This window comes from Paraburkholderia sp. (genome assembly GCF_047605525.1).
GTDB lineage: Bacteria > Pseudomonadota > Gammaproteobacteria > Burkholderiales > Burkholderiaceae > Paraburkholderia.
On sequence record NZ_JASGFN010000018.1, the window covers coordinates 94679 to 114496 of the forward strand.

At 62.7% G+C, this 19818-nt stretch carries 18 protein-coding genes; 8 read left to right on the forward strand and 10 right to left on the reverse strand.

The window, feature by feature from the left end; translation table 11 throughout:
* Positions 1–54 precede the first annotated feature (54 nt).
* From QM685_RS24575 to QM685_RS24590, 4 genes are read right to left on the reverse strand one after another with little or no spacing between them, the layout of a single operon-like run.
* Positions 55–1533 (reverse strand): NAD(P)-binding domain-containing protein, encoded by a 1479-nt coding sequence (locus QM685_RS24575; protein ID WP_415120261.1) that lies wholly within the window; start codon positions 1531–1533, stop codon positions 55–57.
* The gene (locus QM685_RS24580) at positions 1526–2650 is read right to left on the reverse strand and encodes a CMD domain-containing protein (protein WP_415120263.1); all 1125 of its coding nucleotides are present in this window, start codon (positions 2648–2650) and stop codon (positions 1526–1528) included. Before QM685_RS24580 ends, QM685_RS24575 begins: the two co-directional genes overlap by 8 nt.
* Before the next feature lie 20 nt (positions 2651–2670).
* A complete protein-coding gene (locus QM685_RS24585; protein WP_415120265.1) occupies positions 2671–3306 on the reverse strand; it encodes a hypothetical protein in 636 nt (211 codons plus the stop codon).
* 23 nt (positions 3307–3329) lie between these two features.
* Positions 3330–4655, reverse strand: a complete 1326-nt coding sequence (locus QM685_RS24590) for an MFS transporter (RefSeq protein ID WP_415120267.1) — start codon at positions 4653–4655, stop codon at positions 3330–3332.
* Positions 4656–4973: 318 nt separating this feature from the next.
* On the opposite strand from QM685_RS24590, the gene QM685_RS24595 reads away from it, so the two are divergent.
* Positions 4974–5666, forward strand: a complete 693-nt coding sequence (locus tag QM685_RS24595; protein WP_415120269.1) for an NnrU family protein — start codon at positions 4974–4976, stop codon at positions 5664–5666.
* A 33-nt stretch (positions 5667–5699) separates the two neighbouring features.
* Here QM685_RS24595 and QM685_RS24600 read toward each other — a convergent pair whose 3' ends face one another.
* Positions 5700–6578, reverse strand: a complete 879-nt coding sequence (locus tag QM685_RS24600; protein WP_415120271.1) for an EamA family transporter — start codon at positions 6576–6578, stop codon at positions 5700–5702.
* A gap of 39 nt (positions 6579–6617) precedes the next feature.
* On the opposite strand from QM685_RS24600, the gene QM685_RS24605 reads away from it, so the two are divergent.
* Positions 6618–7139 carry an Lrp/AsnC family transcriptional regulator gene (locus QM685_RS24605; protein WP_415120273.1) on the forward strand — a complete coding sequence of 174 codons (522 nt, stop codon included), beginning with the start codon at positions 6618–6620 and terminating at the stop codon, positions 7137–7139.
* 19 nt (positions 7140–7158) lie between these two features.
* On the opposite strand, the gene QM685_RS24610 is transcribed toward QM685_RS24605, so the two are convergent.
* Together QM685_RS24610 and QM685_RS24615 are read right to left on the reverse strand one after the other, a co-directional pair.
* Positions 7159–7965: a hypothetical protein gene (locus QM685_RS24610; RefSeq protein WP_415120275.1), complete on the reverse strand. Its 807-nt coding sequence runs from the start codon at positions 7963–7965 to the stop codon at positions 7159–7161.
* 44 nt (positions 7966–8009) lie between these two features.
* Positions 8010–10280, reverse strand: coding sequence for an alpha/beta hydrolase domain-containing protein (locus tag QM685_RS24615; RefSeq protein WP_415120277.1), 2271 nt, complete (start codon positions 10278–10280; stop codon positions 8010–8012).
* 258 nt (positions 10281–10538) lie between these two features.
* Here QM685_RS24615 and QM685_RS24620 point away from each other — a divergent pair, with 258 nt between their 5' ends.
* On the forward strand, positions 10539–11204 hold the full coding sequence (locus QM685_RS24620; RefSeq protein WP_415120279.1) for a GntR family transcriptional regulator: 666 nt from the start codon (positions 10539–10541) through the stop codon (positions 11202–11204).
* Positions 11205–11309: 105 nt separating this feature from the next.
* Here QM685_RS24620 and QM685_RS24625 read toward each other — a convergent pair whose 3' ends face one another.
* A complete protein-coding gene (locus QM685_RS24625; protein WP_415120281.1) occupies positions 11310–11804 on the reverse strand; it encodes a DinB family protein in 495 nt (164 codons plus the stop codon).
* 133 nt (positions 11805–11937) lie between these two features.
* Here QM685_RS24625 and QM685_RS24630 point away from each other — a divergent pair, with 133 nt between their 5' ends.
* The 4 genes from QM685_RS24630 to QM685_RS24645 all read left to right on the forward strand — a co-directional run bounded on the left by QM685_RS24630 (position 11938) and on the right by QM685_RS24645 (position 15967).
* Positions 11938–12561 (forward strand): TetR/AcrR family transcriptional regulator, encoded by a 624-nt coding sequence (locus QM685_RS24630; protein WP_415120283.1) that lies wholly within the window; start codon positions 11938–11940, stop codon positions 12559–12561.
* A gap of 80 nt (positions 12562–12641) precedes the next feature.
* On the forward strand, positions 12642–13484 hold the full coding sequence (locus QM685_RS24635) for a MurR/RpiR family transcriptional regulator (protein ID WP_415120285.1): 843 nt from the start codon (positions 12642–12644) through the stop codon (positions 13482–13484).
* A gap of 356 nt (positions 13485–13840) precedes the next feature.
* The gene (locus QM685_RS24640) at positions 13841–15268 is read left to right on the forward strand and encodes an MFS transporter (RefSeq protein ID WP_415120287.1); all 1428 of its coding nucleotides are present in this window, start codon (positions 13841–13843) and stop codon (positions 15266–15268) included.
* Between the two features lie 15 nt (positions 15269–15283).
* Complete coding sequence (locus QM685_RS24645; RefSeq protein WP_415120289.1) at positions 15284–15967, forward strand: aspartate/glutamate racemase family protein; 684 nt, start codon at positions 15284–15286, stop codon at positions 15965–15967.
* A 46-nt stretch (positions 15968–16013) separates the two neighbouring features.
* On the opposite strand, the gene gcvA is transcribed toward QM685_RS24645, so the two are convergent.
* A complete protein-coding gene (gcvA, locus tag QM685_RS24650) occupies positions 16014–16904 on the reverse strand; it encodes a transcriptional regulator GcvA (protein ID WP_415120291.1) in 891 nt (296 codons plus the stop codon).
* A gap of 119 nt (positions 16905–17023) precedes the next feature.
* Here gcvA and QM685_RS24655 point away from each other — a divergent pair, with 119 nt between their 5' ends.
* Complete coding sequence (locus QM685_RS24655) at positions 17024–17866, forward strand: EamA family transporter (protein ID WP_415120293.1); 843 nt, start codon at positions 17024–17026, stop codon at positions 17864–17866.
* 133 nt (positions 17867–17999) lie between these two features.
* On the opposite strand, the gene QM685_RS24660 is transcribed toward QM685_RS24655, so the two are convergent.
* A complete protein-coding gene (locus QM685_RS24660) occupies positions 18000–19526 on the reverse strand; it encodes an aldehyde dehydrogenase family protein (protein ID WP_415120295.1) in 1527 nt (508 codons plus the stop codon).
* Positions 19527–19818 lie beyond the last annotated feature (292 nt).

A 19818-nucleotide genomic window follows, 5' to 3' on the forward strand; every position in this document is an offset into this window, starting at 1 on the left:
ATAGGGCGAGGCTTGAGACTACGGAATGCGCGCCGTTATATCAGTGCATCTGATCTATACGGCGGATTGCGCCATCGCTTCCACATTGACCCATTCGTCGCCGAACAGCTCGGGCGTTTCATAGGCCTGAAGCGCCGCGAAATGCGCTTCCCGGTCTTCCATCAACAGGCGTGACGCAATCCCTTGCGCGAGACGCTGCGCGCCCACACTAATGGCCGGAATGTCTCCGGACAGTTTGCCCTGGCTTGCAAGTGCCGCATAGTTGAAGATATGCACCTTCTCCACCACCGGGCATATTCCCGGGCTCCTTTCGAGACACTCGAATGCCGAGCCGAGATAGGGTGAATTCGACAGTTCGCGGTTGCTTTCTTCATCGGCCGGAGTGTAGACGTCCTTCCACAATTTGATGTTGTCCTTGACGGATGCCAACTCGGGACGACTTTCGAGGTCCGTCATGAACCCGGTTCCGAAAATCAGAAAATCGATTGCGTATTCGCCGCACGGTGTCTGCACAATCAGCGCGTTGTCCGCTTCACGCAGGCTTTCTACCGGACTGCCGAGGTGAAAGCGCGCGTTGTCGTGTCGCGACACGCGCAATGTGCTGGATCGCGGTGGCGGCGTCTGGCTGACCATCGCGTAATGGTTGAATCGCCATCTCCATTCGTCCGGAAGATAAGCGAAACCATAGGTCAGCCCCGGATTCGATACGCCAGTGAGCTTGTTGATACGCGGAATGTCGCGACGCCGGATGAACATGTCGACGGACCCCGCACCCGCTTCCAGCGCGGTGGCCGCATTGTCCATCGCGGAAGCGCCCGCGCCGACCACGGCGACACGCTTGCCCCGCAACGCGGCAAAGTCGATTTCGTCGGCGGAATGTGCCCAGTAACGTCGATCGATCTTGTGTGCGAACGCCGGCACTTGCGGCTTGCCGCCACCGTCGCGTCCCGTTGCGAGCACGATATGCCGCGCGAAAACATGCTCGACGCCTTCAGGGGAGTTGAGCGTCACCTTCAGCACGTCGTCCGCGACGGGGACGATTTCGCTGACCGTGATGTGATTCTCGATCTCGAGATTCATCACCTTCTTGTACCAGATCAGATAGTCCATCCACTGCGGACGGGGAATCTTGTCAAGCGCGTTCCACGCGGCGAGGCCGAACTGCGCCTCGTACCACGCGCGAAACGTCAGCGGTGCGATGCCGAGTGACGGACCCGTGAGTATCTTGGGCGAGCGCAAGGTTTCCATGCGAGCAAACGTGACCCAAGGTCCCTCACGTTCTTCCGGGGACTTGTCGACGATGCGGATGTTGTCGATGCCCAGCAGCTTCAACGATGCAGCGGCGGTCAATCCGCACATTCCTCCGCCGACCACCAGAACATCGGTGACATCGACGCCGTCGTGCTGTTTTTTGGGGACCCAGCTTGCGGCAGGGAGGCAGAGCCATTCCAGTTCCTGGGCCAGTCGTGCTTCCAGCGCATCCAGACCGGCCGGGGCCGCGGGCGAATTCGTTACTGTCGTGACATCAACCATGGTTGACTCCGCCGGCCGTCGCTTCGATAGTTGCCGCCGGTGCGATAGCGTGCAGGTTGGCGGGCTGCCCCAATGTCAGCATCAGGCGGTTCGCCCACCCGAAGATCGCCACCACGTGGATCAGATCGAGAATTTCGGCATCGCTGACACCAAGATCGCGCAGGGCGCTCAGATCGTTACATCCAAAGGCATCTGCTGCCAGCGTCAGGCGAATGGCAAACTCGGAAACCGCCCGTTCTTTAGGGGTAAGCGACGCGGCCAGGGGATCGGCCATGACCGTCGCCGACAGATCGGTGCGACGGCTCAACTGGTTCAGACGTTGCGCATGCACCGACGCGCAGTAGTGGCATCCATTGACCACGGATACGACCAATGCCGACATTTCACGATCCACACGTGACAATCCACCGGGTGCATACATGACCGCGTTATACGTTTCGCTGCGCTTTTGCAGGACCTTCGCATTATGGACAAGCGTCAGATAGTAGGGTGACTGACGGGCACTCGGTCCACTTTCATCGAGCACGGCGAGTTGTTCCGCCGAAGCGGATTCGATATCGAGGGGACTTAGCCACGACGACCATTCGATGGTGTCGGCCGTAAAGCCGGGACGAATCTCGAGGCGGGGAAGAGGAGCCGGTTCCGTAGGGGCAGCATGGCCACACAAAGCCTGCACGCCGGTGACGACACGCGACTGGAACGCCACGAAGCCGATCAGTTGGCTCAAGGTAATGATGTCGTACTGAGAGAGGCCAGCCGCGCCCAGTGCGGCCAGATCTTCAGCCCGGCGCTGACTGGGGTGCAATGTCACGCCATGGACATGTGAAAGGACCGCCTCTTTCAATGCAACCGTTTCGCCGGCGGTGCTGTCTTGCGCATGTTCCGCCCGACCCGAGTAGAAGCCGGCAAGTTCAGGCTGGCCGCTCAGACGAGCCACATCGCTTGCCGCATTAAAACGCAGCGACTGGCTCAAGCTTCCACGGCTTTCTTCAAACAGCGCGGCGTAGGATGCCTGCATGGATTCGGCAATTTTCTGTCTGGGTTGCCGAAGCATGCCGGGAATACGCATGTCCCCAGGCATGACGACATGATTCACAACGTCCAGATGTTCTTCCATTATCACTACCCTCCGATGATTCATGCGTGTCCGGTTGTCTGATGCAAGACGGAATCCGGAAAAATGTTATTCACATGCGAACCGGACCGCTTTGCATCGATGCCATAAATGTGAATCGAAACGCACAGGCGGTCGTTCATGTTGCGAATCCGGTGTAGATGCTCGCCGGGGAGATCCTTTCTGGTCGTCCCGGCTTCGATGCGTGATTCTGATGCATCGCGCGGGTTGAACGTGGCTTCTGCCATTCGCAGCTCGCTCAAACAGCCATTGACCACGCCGAAGGTGCACCAGACGTGATGGCCGTGTACCGGTGTGGTCGCACCCGAAGACCACGTCAATCGCAGCGCGGTAAACCGGCCAGCCGGATCCGCGTAGAGGATCTTTCGGGCATAGCCGCTCGCGGGCATGTCGGCTGGGTCTATCTCCGCCATATCCAGCGCATGGTCGATCGCGCGTTCAAGATTGCGCGCCACGTCGACATCGCTTGCCGATATGGATGAAAGCGATGCCAGCTCATGGACATTACGTGTCAGGTTCCGGATAAAGGCTTGTCGCGCTTCCGCGGAAGGCGACCAGCCCTGGCTGAATCGCTTTTCCGCTTCGTCCGCGGCGACATCTATTCCGTCCCTCTCCTGTGCATCGGGTCTACCGGGCATCCCGTATGTCTCGCGCACGGCACTCACCCCGCCACCTTGACATGATTGACCGCGATCTGACGCTCATCTTGCGGCTTCATGAAGATGACGGCGACGAGGCCGATGGCGGTGCCGATCATCACGTAGAACACCGGCGCCAGCGGCGAGCCCGTCAATTTCATCAGCCATGTCACGAAGAACTGCGCGAAACCGCCGAAGATCAGCACGGCCACGTTATTGACGATGGCCAGCGAGGTCGCGCGTGAGCGCACCGGATACAACTCGGCGAGGGTCGAGCAATAGACACCGAGGAATGCCGCGCCGAAGATCGCCACGATGACCTGGGTGACCAGCAGGCGTGCGATGGACGGCGCCTCATTGATCCACGCATAAAGCGGGTACATCAAGATCAGATAGCCGGCGAGCGAGATGAGCAGGAGCTTCTTGCGGTTGAACCGGTCCGACGCGGCGCCCGCGAGCGGCACGACGATCAGCATCACGAGCGCCGCCACCATCTGCACGATGAAGCTCTGCGAGACCGGGAGCCTCAGGACCTGCTTGGCATAGGTCACGGTATAGCCGAAGGTTACATAGAAAGACACGGCGCTGGTCACCACCATGCCCATGCCGATGAAGTATTTCGACAGATTCGGTAGTCCCGCCGGTCGAGTCTTCGCTGTGTACGCGCGGGCCGCATGATTCGTGCTGGCGAGTTCCTTTTCTCGCGAGTAGGTTTCCACCACGGTACGCCGCAGATAGATCGTCAGCGGTACGAGACCCAGACCGACCGCGAAAGGGATGCGCCACGCCCATGCCGCCTGTTGTTCCGGCGTGAATACCTGCGTGACGAACAAGCCGAGCATCGCGCCTAGTGCAGTGGACATCAACTGTCCGCTGATTTGCCACGAACCGAAGAAGCCGGTTCTGCCGGGAGGCGCCAGTTCAATCAGATAGGCCGTGGACGTGCCGAATTCACCGCCCACCGAAAACCCTTGCATCAGACGCGCAATCAGAATGAGAACCGGTGCGATGACACCTGCCTGAGCGTAAGTCGGCGCGCAGGTCATGATCAGAATCGAGATGCTCATGATCGTCATGCCGAGCGTCATCGCCGCTTTGCGGCCCTTGCGGTCGCCATACATGCCGAGCAGAACGCCGCCGAGCGGCCGCATGAAAAAGCCCGCGCCGAAAAGGGCCGTGGTCAGCAGGAGCCCATTGAGTTCACTCGCCGGAACGGATGGGTTCACTGGAAAGAACAGCTTGCTGATGACCGGAGTCATCGCGGCGAACACGGTGAAATCGAACCACTCCATCGCGTTGCCGAGCACGGCGGCAAAAATTGCGCGGCTACTCTGTGATTTTCCTTGCATTGGGCTACCCATTGGCAATGATTAGTTGAAAAGGTGACGCCTTTTCGCGCTGTTGCCCTGTCTGAGTGAAATCGATGGCGACGACGAAAGAATATCGGCTAAGGCGAAGAATAATTAATTAAAGTTTCAATTGGCTGCCACTACCGGCAGATTTGAAATTCTACTTTTCTCCATTTCACGGGAAAATTGTTTCACTGGTTCGTGAAATTGGGGGAGGCGATACTGAAAGGGCGGCAAGCCAGCAGGCGCCGCGCGGCGTCGTGCAGGGACTATGATCGATTGATCGTTCCACCGATGATGACTTGAGGAGCCAGGCCAATGGGAAGCATCAACGCAGTTGTGGCGGCGGCAGTCGCCTTCGTCGGCAGCCACTTTCTCCTGTCCCATCCACTGCGAAGGAGTCTGATCCGCGCGCTTGGCGAGGTGGGGTTCCAGGGCGTCTATTCGCTGGTTGCGATCGTGACGTTCGGCTGGCTGGTTCTGGCTTACTGGAAGGCACCCGTATCCGCGCCACTATGGCCGGCGGGAAATGGACTCTGGGCGGTCGTGACGGTGGTCATGCTGATCGCGTCGATCCTGCTGATGGGGTCGCTGATCCGCAACCCGGCGCTGCCTACCGGTGGCCGGCCGGTCGCGTTTCCCGACGCGGCGCGCGGCGTGTACGCGGTGACACGCCACCCGATGATGTGGGCGTTCGCGCTCTGGGGGCTGTGCCATATCGCCGTGTTCCCGACCACCCGGAACATCGTCGTTGCAACGGCTATCGTGATCCTCGCGCTTGTCGGCGCCGCATTACAGGACCGGAAAAAGCAGCAACTGCAACCCGATCTGTGGCCGGCATGGGAGTCGAAGACGAGCTACCTCCCATTCGCGGCGATCGCCGCCGGCCGTGCGCGGCTGGGCGGCTTCGGCATGCACTCGCTTCTGGGCGGCGTTGTCGTCTGGCTCGTGGCAACGTGGGCTCATATCCCGTTCGCCGGTATGCCGGCGGGCATCTGGCGCTGGCTGTAGCCTGAAGCAAATCGGGCGAGAGCGGGCCGCTGCTCACGCTGCTTCGCGTGTGCGGTGCAGTGCCACTCCCATGATGACGACCGCGATTCCCGCGGCTTCCATCGGAGTGGGAAGCTGGTGCAGAACGGCGATGCCGATAACGGTGGCCGTCGCCGGCAATAGCGAGAGCATCAGCGCGAAGCTCGCGCGCGGAAGCCGTGCCATCGCCAGTTGATCGCACACGTACGGAATCACGGACGAGCACACGCCCACCGCGACGGCGCCACCGAGCAATGCAATGGACCCGAAAGCGGGCACTGCGCTGGCGAATCCCACCGGCAGCGCGACGATGGCCGCCACGCTCATGGCCAGCGCGAGCAGGTCGATGCCGCTCGTTGTCCTGTTCGATGCAATCCGGTGTCCGAGCACCACATAAAGGATGAACAGCGCGCAGTTGGCGAACGCGAATGCATAGCCGGGCAGATCGCCGGCAATGCGCACCCGCGTGAGGAGCGCCACGCCGGCCACGACGAGCGCAAGCGCGACGAGATTGCGCGACGTGCGGGTTCCCCACGCCGCCAGACCCACGGGGCCGAGAAATTCGATGGCCGCGACCGTACCGAGCGGCAGGCGCGCGAGCGCGAAATAGAACACGATGTTCATCGTCGCGAGCACCACGCCGAGCGCGACCACGACAAGGCGCTCCCGCGCGTCGATGCATGGCACGACACGCCAAGGCCGGCGCCATGCGGCAAACACGATTGCCGCGCTGACGATGCGCAGCCACGCGACGCCGGCTGGCGCGATATGGGCAAACAGCAGTACTGCGCCGGCCGGCCCCAGATAGTGGAAGACCGCACTCGTGACGAAAAACAGATGGGGTGGAACGAAACGCAGCAGATCGCGAGTCGGCGTTGCTCTAATATCGTTCATGTGCGCAGGTTCGCACGCGATGGGACGCTCGTCCATGCCATGTTGAAAGACAGCGGCCGGAACTGCCTTCAGATTGAAGGAGAAATGCGCGAAATGCTTCACCCGCTATTGACCGATGCCCGCAACGTCGAGTTGCTGAAACTCCTGCTTGCCGAGCCGCGGATGTCTATTTCCGAACTCGCGCGTCGCCTGCGCGTATCCGCGCCGACGGTCCGTGAGCGCCTCGCGAGGCTCGAAGAGCGGGGGGTAATACGCCGGTTCGTCGTCGAGCTCGATCCGCAGGCGCTGGGCTTGCCGGTCACGGCGTTCGTCCGGATCCGGCCGATGCCGGGACAGCTTGCGAAAATCATGGAGCTCGCCCAGGCATTGCCGCAGGTGAGCGAATGTCACCGCATTACCGGCGAAGACTGCTTCATCATGAAGGTGCACCTGGCGGGGCTGGACCGGCTGGACGAGTTGCTCGACCGGTTTCTCGCGTACGGGCAGACGACGACGTCGATCGTGCAGTCGTCACCTGTGCCGGCTCGTGGCTTGCCGTTGCCGGAGGGGCCGGTGCGATGAGTGCCGCCCGCAAATCGGATCACCGCTGGAAGTAGATCGCAATGAAGCCGGGATTCTGATTCGTCGCGCCGCTCACCGGGATGCCTTCTTCGACCAGCACCGTTTGCTGCGCGGCATTGTGATAAAGCTTCAGCCGGATAGTCTGCGGAGCAGCGGCCTGACTGCTGTCGGGATAGCCGGCGTCGGACAGGAGTGACGTGGCTTGCGCGGCGGTAAAACTCTGATTGATCGTCGTGACCGTGGTGGACGGATTGCCGTCGAATACATTGTCGGAGAAGCTGCCGTCCGCGTTCACGGTCAGCGTGGAAGAGGGCGACGGCGCGCCTTCCGCTTTTGCGCCGCAGTTTTCCCAGCCGTCGAACACGGCGCCGCTCGCGCCGAGCGCGGCCCAGTTCGCGGACGGCGCAGCCGAGACGCTCCAGTCGTTGTCGAGCAGCACCGCCACGCTCTTCACGTTAACGCCCGCGTTGACGCCGGTTACCGTGCCGATACTATTCGTCGCCGCCGACACGCACGCAATGCCGGCGCCCGGCACGTCGGCCGTCAGATGCGTCGAGAGCAGCGAGTTATTGCCCGCGCTCAGCAGCGGCGCGGCCACGGGACTCACCAGCATGGCATTGGTGGTCGACGTTCCGGCAACGAGCGACAGCGAAACCGGGTTCGTGCTGCCGAGTGTCAGGCTGTTCTGATAGACCGTGACATTCTGCGACGCGGGCGGCGGGTTGGCGGCAGCCGGCGTGCCCGCATCGTTGCCGCCATCGCCTCCGCCCCCTCCACAGCCGCCCATCACGCCGACGGCGAGCAGCGTCGCGGCGGACCACTTCATTGTTCGCCTCACTGCGCTCGCTCCCGGCATGCCGCGAGCGTGGCTCACGGCTGCGGCAACAACGTCGAGGACACGCTGCTCGCATTCGCGATGAACACGTTGGTCGCATCGTCCTGTAACAGATAGCCTTGAGTGACGAGCGCGTTCGCCGCGGCCGCGACCGCCGCCTGATACTTCGAGCGGCTGCCGCCGTAGAGCGAGTCGAGCGTCGCGCGTGAATCCGTACCGCCCGCCTGCGCGGCGGCATTCACCGCGAACGGAATCGCGGCGCCGTTCGAAATGCAGCCGTCGCCGATCGCATGCCCCGCGCCGCGATAATTCCAGCCGGTATAGGTGGCGAGCGGCGCGCTGACGTCGGGCACCAGCACGCCGGACGTCTCGTTGCCGTTCGCATCCACCTTCGGCACGAGGATCGTGTAGGCCTGCGCGGTGTTGACCACCGGGACGGCATTGCTGTAGTCGGTCACGAACACCTGGTTGTATTCGCCGTTGAACGTCAGTTGCAGTGCGGTCGGCGTCGCGGCGGGGCCGCTCGGCACCGTCACGTTGGTCAGCGACGGGAAGCCGACCGCGGTCTGGGTCGGCGCGACCAGCGTGCCGGCCGCGACCGTCGGGTATTGCGACGGAGGCGGTGTCGTGCCCTTGCCGACCCAGGCAACGAGCTCCGGAATCAGCGCGCGTTCAACCGGCGTTTCTTCGACCGGCGAGCCCGGCAACTGGCACTGGCTTCCCGCCGCGGGCACCGTGAAGTTGCCGGTCGTCACACCGCTGCCGCCGCCATGCTGGGTTCCCGCGACGAGGTAATAGCGGACGTTGGCCGGCAGCGGAATATCGTTGCCGCGTCCGTCGGTCACCACGAGCGACGCCGCGCCGCCCCACCATTCAAACGAGCCGTCGAGCTGCATGATCTTCGGACAGGTGTTGCTCGCCGTGCACTTTTTCAGAATGCCGTCGGTGGCGCCGCTCACCGGGTCGGTCGTCGTCGCGTACGTGAACGGGAACTGGAAGCCGGGCATGAAGTGGTCTTCATGCTGCTTCGACCAGCGCCCCGGCTGGGCGAACGCGGCGTTGGTCCAGGTGCGGCGGGCCGCCGAGATGATCGGGAACAGGCCGTCGAACACGATCTTGCCGTTCTTGTCCGCGTTGAAGCCCTGATAGAGAAAGTCCTTGATGAAGCGGCCCGATTGCGAAATGCCTTCGCCGATCGCGATATCGAAGTTCGTGCTGGTCGAGCATGTCGACGCGACGCATCCGGCGCTCTTCAGATCGTTCAGCGGGTTCGCCGCGCCTTGCGCGTCGGCGTTCTCGTAGCGAAGGAACGACACGAGGTCGCGCAACGCGGCAAAGCCGATGCCGTCGACGGTCGGCGCCGCGGCCTGATAGACGAAGCTGTAAATGGTCCCGGCATCGGGCGGAACCTGCGTGCCGTTCGGCCCGGGCACGGTGGCGGGTGGCGTGAACGTCACCGAATAATTGCCTTCATAGACATTGTTCGGCGTGCTGACGTAGCTCCAGGTCGTCACCGGCTGCGACGGCGCAGTGTAGGTTTCGAAGCCGCCCGGAATGCTGCCATACGCGGTAAGCCACGACTGACGCGCGGTGAACGTGACCGATGACTTGTCGGACAGATTGGCCGGCGGATAGGTCAGCGGAATGGTGGTCGGCGGCCCGCCCGCATAGTCCGGAATGAATTCCTCGCGGCTCATGCCGGTCATCGGCGAGCCGTCCTTGTTGGTCGCCACCGGGAAGCTCACGCCGAGCAGTCCGGCGCCGGCGGTCGTGCTGTTGCCGGTGAGCGGAATGTCGCCTTGCCAGCCGCTCCACAGGATCGTGTAGCCGTTACGCAGCAGCGACGGAAAACTCGACGACGGCGCCGCGCCCGTATCCAGCGCGCCGCCGCCTACGAACGATGCCGCGCCGATCTTGCTGCCGCGATTCACGACGTCGTAGAACAGCACGCGTTTGGCGGTCGATGCGCTTTGCGGACGCAGGATCACGACGTCGGTCGAATAGGCGACGTAACCGTCGCTGCCGACCGGCGCGTTCTGGATATTGACGATGCCCGCGTTGAGCGGATCTTTCGGATCGAGCTCGCCATGCACGACCGCGGTGATCACCTGATAGGGTCCCGCCGCGCCTGCCGGCGTGGCGCCGCCGAAAGCGGGCGCGCTCGAAATGACCTGGAAGCTCTTGATGAAGCCGGCGCCATGCGACACCGGAGCGGGCGGGGAAATCTCGTCGTTATGCCCGCAGCCGCCAAGCAGCGCGATCCCCATACCCACTCCCACCGATACAGCTACTGACTGCACCTTCATGGTCTGGCCTCCGAACACGGTCAAGGGAAAATTCGCGCGTATGGAATGAACGGATCGTTGCCGTCTGGCGTTGCGATGCGTATCGCAGTTCTGTAAATATTTTGTAAAGCCTGTTTTTTATATTTATAGCTATATCTGGGTATTTATAATCCGCCTGATCGTGTTCTCAACTATCGTTTACGCGTACAGCCATGGCATGATTCGCGCGTACGATAAGGCTCGTTGTTGTGGTCATTCGGTTCCCTGCGGAGTCCATACATGACAAACAGGCTCACACTTGCAGACCGGCTTCGCGAATCCATCGAGGAAGCCATCGCAACCGGCGATCTGCCGCCCGGCGCACGGCTCGATGAAGCGGAGCTGATCGCGCGCTTCGAGGTATCGAGAACGCCGGTGCGCGAAGCGCTGCTGCAACTGGCCGCGGCCGGCATGGTCGAGATGAGGCCGCGCCACGGCGCGGTGGTCGCGAAGATCAGCCTGCACCGGCTGATCGAAATGTTCGAGGTCATGGCCGAACTCGAGGCGATGAGCAGCCGTCTTGCCGCGCGGCGCATGAGCAAGCAGGAGCTGGAGGCGCTGCGCGAAGCGCATGTCGCATGTCAGGCCGCGCGCGACTCCGACAGCCCGGACGAGTATTACCACCTGAACGAGCGCTTTCACTGCCTGATCTATCAGGGCAGCCACAACAGCTTCCTGCATGACGAGGCGAAGGCGCTGCATAAACGTCTGCGCCCCTACCGGCGCTTGCAGTTGCGCGTGAAGGGGCGCGTCGCCGCATCGTTCGACGAACATCAGGCGGTCGTGGATGCGCTGGCTGCCGGCAACGGCGAAGCCGCCGCCGCGGCACTCAGAGGCCACATCCTCGTGCAGGGGGAACGTTTCGGCGACCTGATCGCGGCGCTCGCGCAAGTCAGCGCGGAATAGCGATCGCGCGAGCTTTCAGAACATCCGGAATTGACGGCGCGCACACGCCGCGGCTTTGCAGCGTGTGCGTCGTCGATGGGCTGGCAGCGGCAGGCGTTGACCTGGTTAGCTCAGTTCAGCCGCCTCTTCGAGAAAGTCCGTGATCGCATCACGACTCGGGGTGAGGCCTCTCAGTTGAAGAACGGCACCGGCATTGCCTCGATGATAAGTGCCGTGCAGGCAGACATGCAGCACGATCTCGCCCTTCAGCATGCGTGCCCGCTTTCCGCTCGTAAAAACGAAATCGATGGGCTGTTCGAAATCGCGCGCTGTCAACGTATCCGCATAAGACGTGTACCAGTCGTCGACTTCCTCGATGCCGCTCGCCAGCGTTTCCAGATCCGGCATCTTTTCCGAGCGCGGCGCCTGGAAGGTGTGCGGCAATCCCTGCAAATGATGCTGAAAGATCCGATCGACCACATGAATATGGTCGAGAATGCGCAGCATGATCGACGCATCCTCATTGCTCAACTGGTCGAAATTCCGCGCAATCGCGTCGCAGAGACCGCGATCGGCCCATCGTTTGATGGCGAGTAATTGCGAGTAAGGCTGATGGATCATAGACGTCTCCTTCGAGCGTCGAAGTGGCGATTCGCGTTAGACCACATGGGCGTCTGCATTTCTGCTCGACCCGTCAGATGCATAATACGAGCAACAACTCGTATTTACCTACTCGCATTCCGGAGCGCGGAAAATGGCCCGCAAACCGCTCACGAAACCCAGAAAACACGCGTCTCAGCAGAGATCCCGCGCGACGGTCGACGCGCTGATCGAGGCAACCGCTCGCATTCTGGTCAAGGACGGATTCGACAAAGCCAGTACGAACCGTATTGCCGAGAAAGCGGGCGTGAGCGTCGGCTCGCTGTACCAGTACTTCCCCAGCAAGGAAGCGCTCATTGCCGCCGTGATGGAGCGCCATAGCGAGGAACTGATGCAGGTCGTGCGCGACGCGCTGGCCGACGTCGCGGCGCTGCCGATGGAGCAGGCGGTGCGTCAGCTCGTCGCCGCCGCGATCAACGCGCATCGCGTCGACCCCGCGCTGCATCGTGTGCTTTCCGGGCAGATTCCGCGCACGGGAAGGACCGGGAACAACGAACTCCTGGGCGCGGAAACCTATGCGCTGTTCCGGGCCTTTCTCGACGCGCACGGTGATGAATTTCGCGCCGTCGATCCGGGTCTCGCGACATTCGTGTGCGTCACGTCCATCGAGGCGCTGACGCATACAGCCGTCCTGAACTATTCCGACAGCCTCCCGGAAGAAGCGTTTGAAGCGCTCATCGACGAGGCCACGCGGCTCATCGTCCGGTATCTGCGATAGTCGCCTCGCTTCGCTTCGCGCCGTCGTCAAAGGCTATACTGCCCGACACCTTCATTGCAGCGTGTTCACGCCAAACCCGTATGCCACAGCAAGAGCGTTCTTTTCTGGGCCGGATCCGCATGCAACTCGATGAATTACCCGCGACCGAGCGCAGGCTCGCCGACTTCGTACTCGAGTTTCCCGGCGATCTGGCGAGCTATACCGGCGTGGAACTGGCGGAACTCGCGCAAGTGTCGAAGGCAACCGTCAGCCGGTTCGTGCGACGCCTCGGGTACGACAGCTTCGAAGAAGCGCGCCGTCATGTGCGCAACGAACGGGAGCGCGGCTCGCCGCTGTTTCTGTCGGCGGCATCGAGGCCGGCGGCCTCCGGCACGCTCGATGCACATGTCGGCTTCGGCGTGCAGAATTTGACCGCGACGCTCGGGCGGCTTTCGGACGAACTGGTCGACGAGATTGCGCGTTCGATCGTCGACGCGCGTCAGGTGCTGGTGTTCGGCTTTCGCAGCAGCCACGCATTCGCCGACTACTTCCGCTGGCAGATCCAGCAGGTCGTCGAGCGTACCGTGACGCTTCCCGCCGCGGGCGAAACGATCGGCGAGTATCTCGCCGGTCTCGAACCGCGCGACCTGGTGATCGTATTCGGCTTGCGCCGGCGCGTTCCACAGACCCAGGCGGTCCTCGACTACACGGCGAGCGCCGGCATCAGAACGCTCTATATCGCCGATCAGCATGCGCCGTCGCACCGGGGCGCAACCTGGACGATCCATTGCGATACCGCCGCCCCCGGCCCGCTCGACAACCACGTTGCGGTGATGGGGCTCTGCAGCGTGCTGATCACGCGGGTGTTCGAGCGGGCGGGTAACCGCGGCAAGAAGCGCCTGAGCGCAATCGAAGCCGCGCACGACGCAATCGGCGAACTCTGACCCGTTGCGCTGAATCGCCTCTGTCGAAGTCGTCTATAGGTGATGAAATTTCAGTTTCATCACTTCTTTTCTCTGGAATTTATGTTGCACTGCGGTGGTGCGCACGCGCGCCCTGATGCGGTGACGATTGCCATTCAACGACAATGCAACGGGCTTTCTGGCACAGCGAGAGTGCGGGCGACCGCTGCGGACGGTCGATGCTGGTGCAACGCAAACATCCTGCAAATCGCCTGAAAAAGCGCTTAAAGTGAAACCGATCGGGTGAAATTTAATTTTCCTTGAAGTTGATAATTTGAAACTCTAGGATCGTCTCATCAGGCGTAGCGCCAGCTTCGCTGCAAACCGGAGAAACGATCATGAGCGGTCCCGTCCAGTCTGACTCGTCGTTCGCAGGTTCCGCGCAGCTCGACCGGGCCCTCGATTCCATCGGTGTCACACCCGCGCACAAAGTCATCATCTGGCTCATTCTGATCGGCTGTCTGTTCGACAGCTTCGAGCAGAACTCCATCGGTCTGATTGCGCCGCTGCTGCGGCAACAATGGGGGCTCACGGCCACCGACATCGGCTTGCTCAATACGGTCACGTTCGCCGCGGCCGCGATCGGCCGGCTCGTGTCTGGCTATATCGCCGATCGCTGGGGGCGGCGCATGATGCTGACCGCCGATCTGCTGCTTTTCACGCTCGGCGCGATTGTCTGCGCGATGGCGCCGTCGCTGATCGTGCTGTGCATCGGCCGCGCGATCGTCGGTTTCGGCCTGGGCGGCGAGGTGGCGGTCGCCGTCACCATGCTCGCCGAGTTCTGCTCGCAGAAATTTCGCGGCACCGCGGTGGGACTCGTGAACGTCGGCGCCGGCGGGATCGGCAACTTTCTCGCGCCGGCGTTCGGCTTACTCGTCTTCGCGATCTTTCCGGGACCGGATGGCTGGCGCTGGCTCTTTGCCTCTCTCGTGCTGCCGGCGATCCTCGGCGCGTTCTATCGCCGTCTGATTCCCGAGACGCCGCGTTTCCTGCTGTCGAAAGGACGCGTCGCGGCGACCAACGGCGTGCTCTCGAAGCTCGCGAGCGGCAAACTCTCCGGCGCCGTTGCCGTGACGTCCTATATCTCCGGCGACGATCTCTCGGAGCCGGCGACGGCGCGCGGCAGTGCGCTGGATATCTTTCGCGGCAAGCTGCTGCGCCGCACCGCGTCGGTCGGCGTCGCGATCTGGATGACCTACGGCGCGCAGATTTCCGTGCTCACGCTGATGCCGACGATCCTCGTCGCGCAGGGTTACACGATCACGCGCAGCCTCGTCTATACGCTGATCATGCAGGGCGGCAGTTTTGCCGGCACGCTCGCCGCGTCGCTGCTCGGCTATCATCTGCCGCGCAAGCGCGTGCTGACGGTGGGCGCCGTGTTCGCGTGTCTCGCGGCGCTCGCGTTCGGCTTCCTGGCGAAGAACATCGTGCTGGTGCTGGCGTGCGGCGCGCTCTTCCAGTTCTTCGTGCTGATGCTCAACACGACCATCTGGATCTACGCGCCGGAACTGTTTCCGACCCGCGTACGCGCATTCGGCACCTCGTTTATTCTCGCGACGGGCACGACCGCGGGCGCGCTGATGCCGCTGATTTCCGGCCGCATGTTCGACGTCAATGGCGTGGCGGGCGTGTTCGGGATGATCGCCGTGATGTACGCGATCTTCACCGCGTGCATTCAGCTCGCGCCGGAAACCTACGGCCGCAAGCTCGACGAAACGGCAGCCGAACCCGAGATCGATACGAACGCTGCGGCGAGCCGTGCATAGAGGGGACCAACAACCGTGCAAAACATTCTGCTGATTCACCCGAACATTCTGCTGATCAACCCGAACACGTCGACGGCGACCACCGAGATGATGGTCGACATCGCGCAGGCCGAGGCGCCGCAAGGTTGTGTGATTCGCGGCGCGAGTGCGGAGCGCGGTGTTCCGATGATCCTGACCGCGTCGCAACTCGAAGCCGCCGCGGCGGGCGTCATCGAAAACGCGCGCAAGCATGGCGGCACGGCAAACGGCATCGTCATCAGCGCGTTCGGCGATCCGGGGATCGATGCGCTGCGCGACATCGTCGACGTGCCGGTCGTCGGCATCTGCGAGGCGTCGATTCTGGAAGCCGCGCATGGCGGGCGACGCTTCGGCATCGCTACCGTCACGCCCGATCTGGTCGAGCCGATCGAAGCCAACGTGCGGGCGCTGGGCGTCGGCGCGCAATACACCGGCATTCGCCTGACGAGCGGCGATCCGCTCGCGCTTGCGGCTCATCCGGAGCGGTTGCTGGAAGCACTCGCGGGAGCCGTCGCCGAGTGCATCGAGCTGGACGGCGCGGAAGCCGTCGTGATCGGCGGCGGCCCACTCGGTCAGGCGGCACAGCAGTTGGGGGAGCGCTTTTCGGTGCCGGTGATCGCACCGATTCCGGCGGCCATGCGACTGCTGCTCGACAGGCTCGCGTGCCGTGTTCGGGCTTGATCGATACATACGGTGACGACCGCGCGGAAACTTTGGCCGTCTCCGTTCACGAACCCATCCCCTCGCGCTCGAGCCATGAACGGAACAGCACGACCCGTTCATCGGCAGTCTTTTCATCCGGAACATACGTGCAATAGCTGCGCGACGGCAGACGAGGGCCGGTGAACGGTGCGACCAGCCGGCCGGCGGCGAGATCGTCGGATACCAGCGCAGTCGGCCCCATCGCGATGCCGATTCCGTCGATGGCAGCCTGCAAGGTCAGGTAGAAGTGGTCGAAGGTCAAAGCGGCCGCCGGCCGCAGCGCGGGAATCTGTGCGCGCGCCAGCCAGTCGGGCCAAAGCCGCGGAAGACTCGAGGTGTGCAGCAACGTGTGTTGTCGCAGGTCGCCCGGCAAGCGAAGCGGCACTTGCCGCAAAAGCACCGGACTACAGACCGGAAGCCTCTCTTCGGACAGGAAGAGCCGCATTGAATAGCCGTAGAACGTGTCCGGACCACCCCGGATGATGACGTCGTAGTTTTCTCTCAGGCTCTCCAAAGGCTCGTTTGACGTCTCCACCTTGACCTCCACGTCGGGATGCCCAGCGCGGAATTTCGCCAGCCTCGGCACCAGCCAGCGCAACGTGAATGTCGCGGGCGCGTTCACGGACAGTGTCCGGGAGACCGTTTCGGGCACACCGTATCTTGCGGTTGCCTGCGAGAGCTGTTCGAACAACGGGCCGATTTCCTCCAGATAGACTTTCGCCGCCGGCGTCAGCGTCACGCGCCGGTTGTGCCGTTCGAACAACGATGCGCCAAGCCACGCCTCGAGCAGGCGAACGTGCTGGCTCACCGCACCGTGAGTCACGTGCAACTCCGCGGCGGCTTCCTTGAAGCTGCCGAGCCGGCCTGCGGCCTCGAAGGCCCGCAAGGCATTGAGCGGGGGCAATACCCGTTTCATTTGCAGGAGTTTTTCTAACGCGATTCGTCAATTTATCTGGTTTGTCGGGTCACTCCAAGATAGATATTCTTTTTGTTGCGCCGCTGATATCTCCCGCTTCTTTCCGGCCCGAAACCTACATGCTCAGTTATACCGGCGGTATCGTGCTCTTTGCCGCCATGCTCCATGCGAGCTGGAACGCGATGCTGCACGGCAACCGCGACCGGTTCCTGTCCATGACGTGGATGAGCATCGCCATCGCGGCGGTCTCCACGCTCGTCATCCTGTTCAATCCGGGGCCGGCCCGCGCCTCGTGGCCCTACATCGTCGCCTCGGGGCTCGTGCATATCTTCTACAACGTGAGCCTCGTGCGTTCGTATCGCCGCAACGATCTGGCGTTGGCGTATCCGATCGCGCGAGGCTCGTCGCCGCTGCTCGTCACGCTCGGCGCGGCGCTCTTCGCGCATGAGGCGATCGGCCTTTTGCACGCGCTCGGAATCGCGATGATCTCGGGCGGCATCATCGCGATCGCGCTGCAGGGGCGCCACGTGTCGCGCGCGGGCGCGCTGGCCGCGCTGGCGACCGGGGCGACGATCGCGCTCTATACCGTGATCGACGGCATCGGCGTGAGGTTGTCCAACGGCCGGCCGCTCGCCTACACCGCGTGGATGTTCCTGTTCTATTGGCTGATGCCGGTGCTGTTCGTCGCGATGCGCGGGCTCGCGCCGCTATGGACACCGGTGCGTGCCGAGCCGCTGTCGGTCGGCTCGTCGCTCGTCGGCGGGCTGGTGTCGATCGCGGCGTATGGCATCGTGATCTGGGCGCTGCAGTCGGGCGCGATGGGCGCGGTGTCGGCGTTGCGCGAGACCAGCGTGGTGTTCGCGGTGCTGATCGGGAGAGTGTTTCTGCGGGAAACGGTCAGTGCAATGCGCTGGCTCGCCTGCATGGTCGTCGCGGCCGGAGCGGTGTGTCTGGGACTTTGACGCTCGTGGTTCTTCCGAATCCGCGGAGGAAGGAAATGCCGGAGTGAGTTCTTTCGCGCCGCGCGTGGGTAGTTTGGCCACGCGCGGCGACGGATCGCACGTCGTCACCCGACGACGCGCCTCTAGTCTCCACTTAGAAGAACCCCAGCGCCTCCGCCTGATAACTCACCAGCAGACACTTCGTCTGCTGATAATTCGACAACGCCATCTTGTGCGTTTCGCGCCCGATACCCGACTGCTTATATCCACCAAATGCCGCATGCGCCGGGTACAGGTGATAGCAGTTGGTCCACACGCGTCCCGCCTCGATCTCGCGTCCCATCCTGTAAGCGCGAGTACCGTCGCGCGTCCAGACGCCGGCGCCGAGACCATAGTACGTATCGTTCGCGAGCTCGATGGCTTGCTGCTCGTCCTTGAACGTCATCACCGACGCAACCGGTCCGAAAATTTCCTCCTGGAACACGCGCATCTCGTTGTTGCCGAACAGCATCGTCGGCTTCACGTAGAAGCCCGTGCCGAGATCCGCGGCGGGCGTCGCGCGGCCGCCGCCGGTCAGGCACCGCGCCCCTTCGTCCCGGCCGATGTCGATATACGACAGGATCTTGTCGAGCTGTTGCTGCGATGCCTGCGCACCGATCATCGTTTCCAGGTTCAACGGATGGCCGGCCTTGATGCGCTCCACACGCGCGATCGCTTTATCGATGAAGCGCTCGTAGATGGATTCCTGAACCAGCACGCGCGACGGGCACGTACAGACTTCGCCCTGATTCAGCGCGAACATCGCGAGACCTTCGAGTGCCTTGTCGAGGAACGCGTCGTCGCGATCGAGCACGTCGGCGAAGAAGATGTTCGGGCTCTTGCCGCCGAGTTCGACCGTCGACGGGATCAGGTTCTCCGCCGCCGCGTGCAGGATGCGCTTGCCGACCGGCGTCGAGCCGGTGAACGCGATCTTCGCGATGCGCTTGCTGGTGGCGAGCGCTTCACCCGCTTCCTTGCCGAAGCCGTTGACGATATTGACGACCCCGGCCGGGAACAGGTCGCCGACCAGTTCCATCAGCACGAGTACCGAGGCCGGCGTCTGTTCGGCGGGCTTCATCACGACGCAGCAGCCGGCCGCGAGCGCGGGCGCGAGCTTCCATGCGGCCATCAGCAGCGGAAAATTCCACGGGATGATCTGGCCCACCACGCCGACCGGCTCGTGAAAGTGATAGGCGACCGTGTTGTCGTCGATCTCGGAGATGCCGCCTTCCTGGGCCCGGATGCAGCCGGCGAAATAGCGGAAGTGATCGACGGCGAGCGGCAGGTCCGCGGCCATCGTTTCGCGCAGCGGCTTGCCGTTGTCGATCGTCTCCGCGACCGCGAGCAGCTTCAGGTTCTTCTCCATCCGCTCGGCCACCGCGAGCAGCAGGTTCGCGCGCTCGGCCACCGACGTCTTCGACCATTTGCGGCGCGCCGCGTGCGCGGCGTCGATGGCGAGATCGACGTCGGCGGCGTTCGAACGGGGCACGCGGCAAAACGGCTGCCCGTTGATCGGCGACACGTTGTCGAAATAGTCGCCACCGACGGGCGGCACCCATTTGCCGCCGATGTAGTTGTCGTAGCTCTGCCGATAGGGATACTCGATGTCGAGGCCGAGGGCTTTCAGGTCAAATGGATTCATCACGTGTCTCCGCGTTGTGAGTCAGATTTATGAGTCAGATTTGTGAGTCGGATCGTGGCTGCGATGGAATGACTGTCTTGCATCGGGCAATGGCTGCTTGCGACACCACAGGCATAAGGCACGAACCGTACCAATGCATCGAGATACGCAATTTCGGGGGATGGCTGTCAGCCGCGCGGTCGGAGTGTTCCGTTTCGGAACAGTCGCGCGGGCAGGGGCGTTCAGAAACGTGGCAGTTCGGGGCGAAAATCGGGCTATCGAAATTGGGCTATAAAAATCGGTCTATGAAACG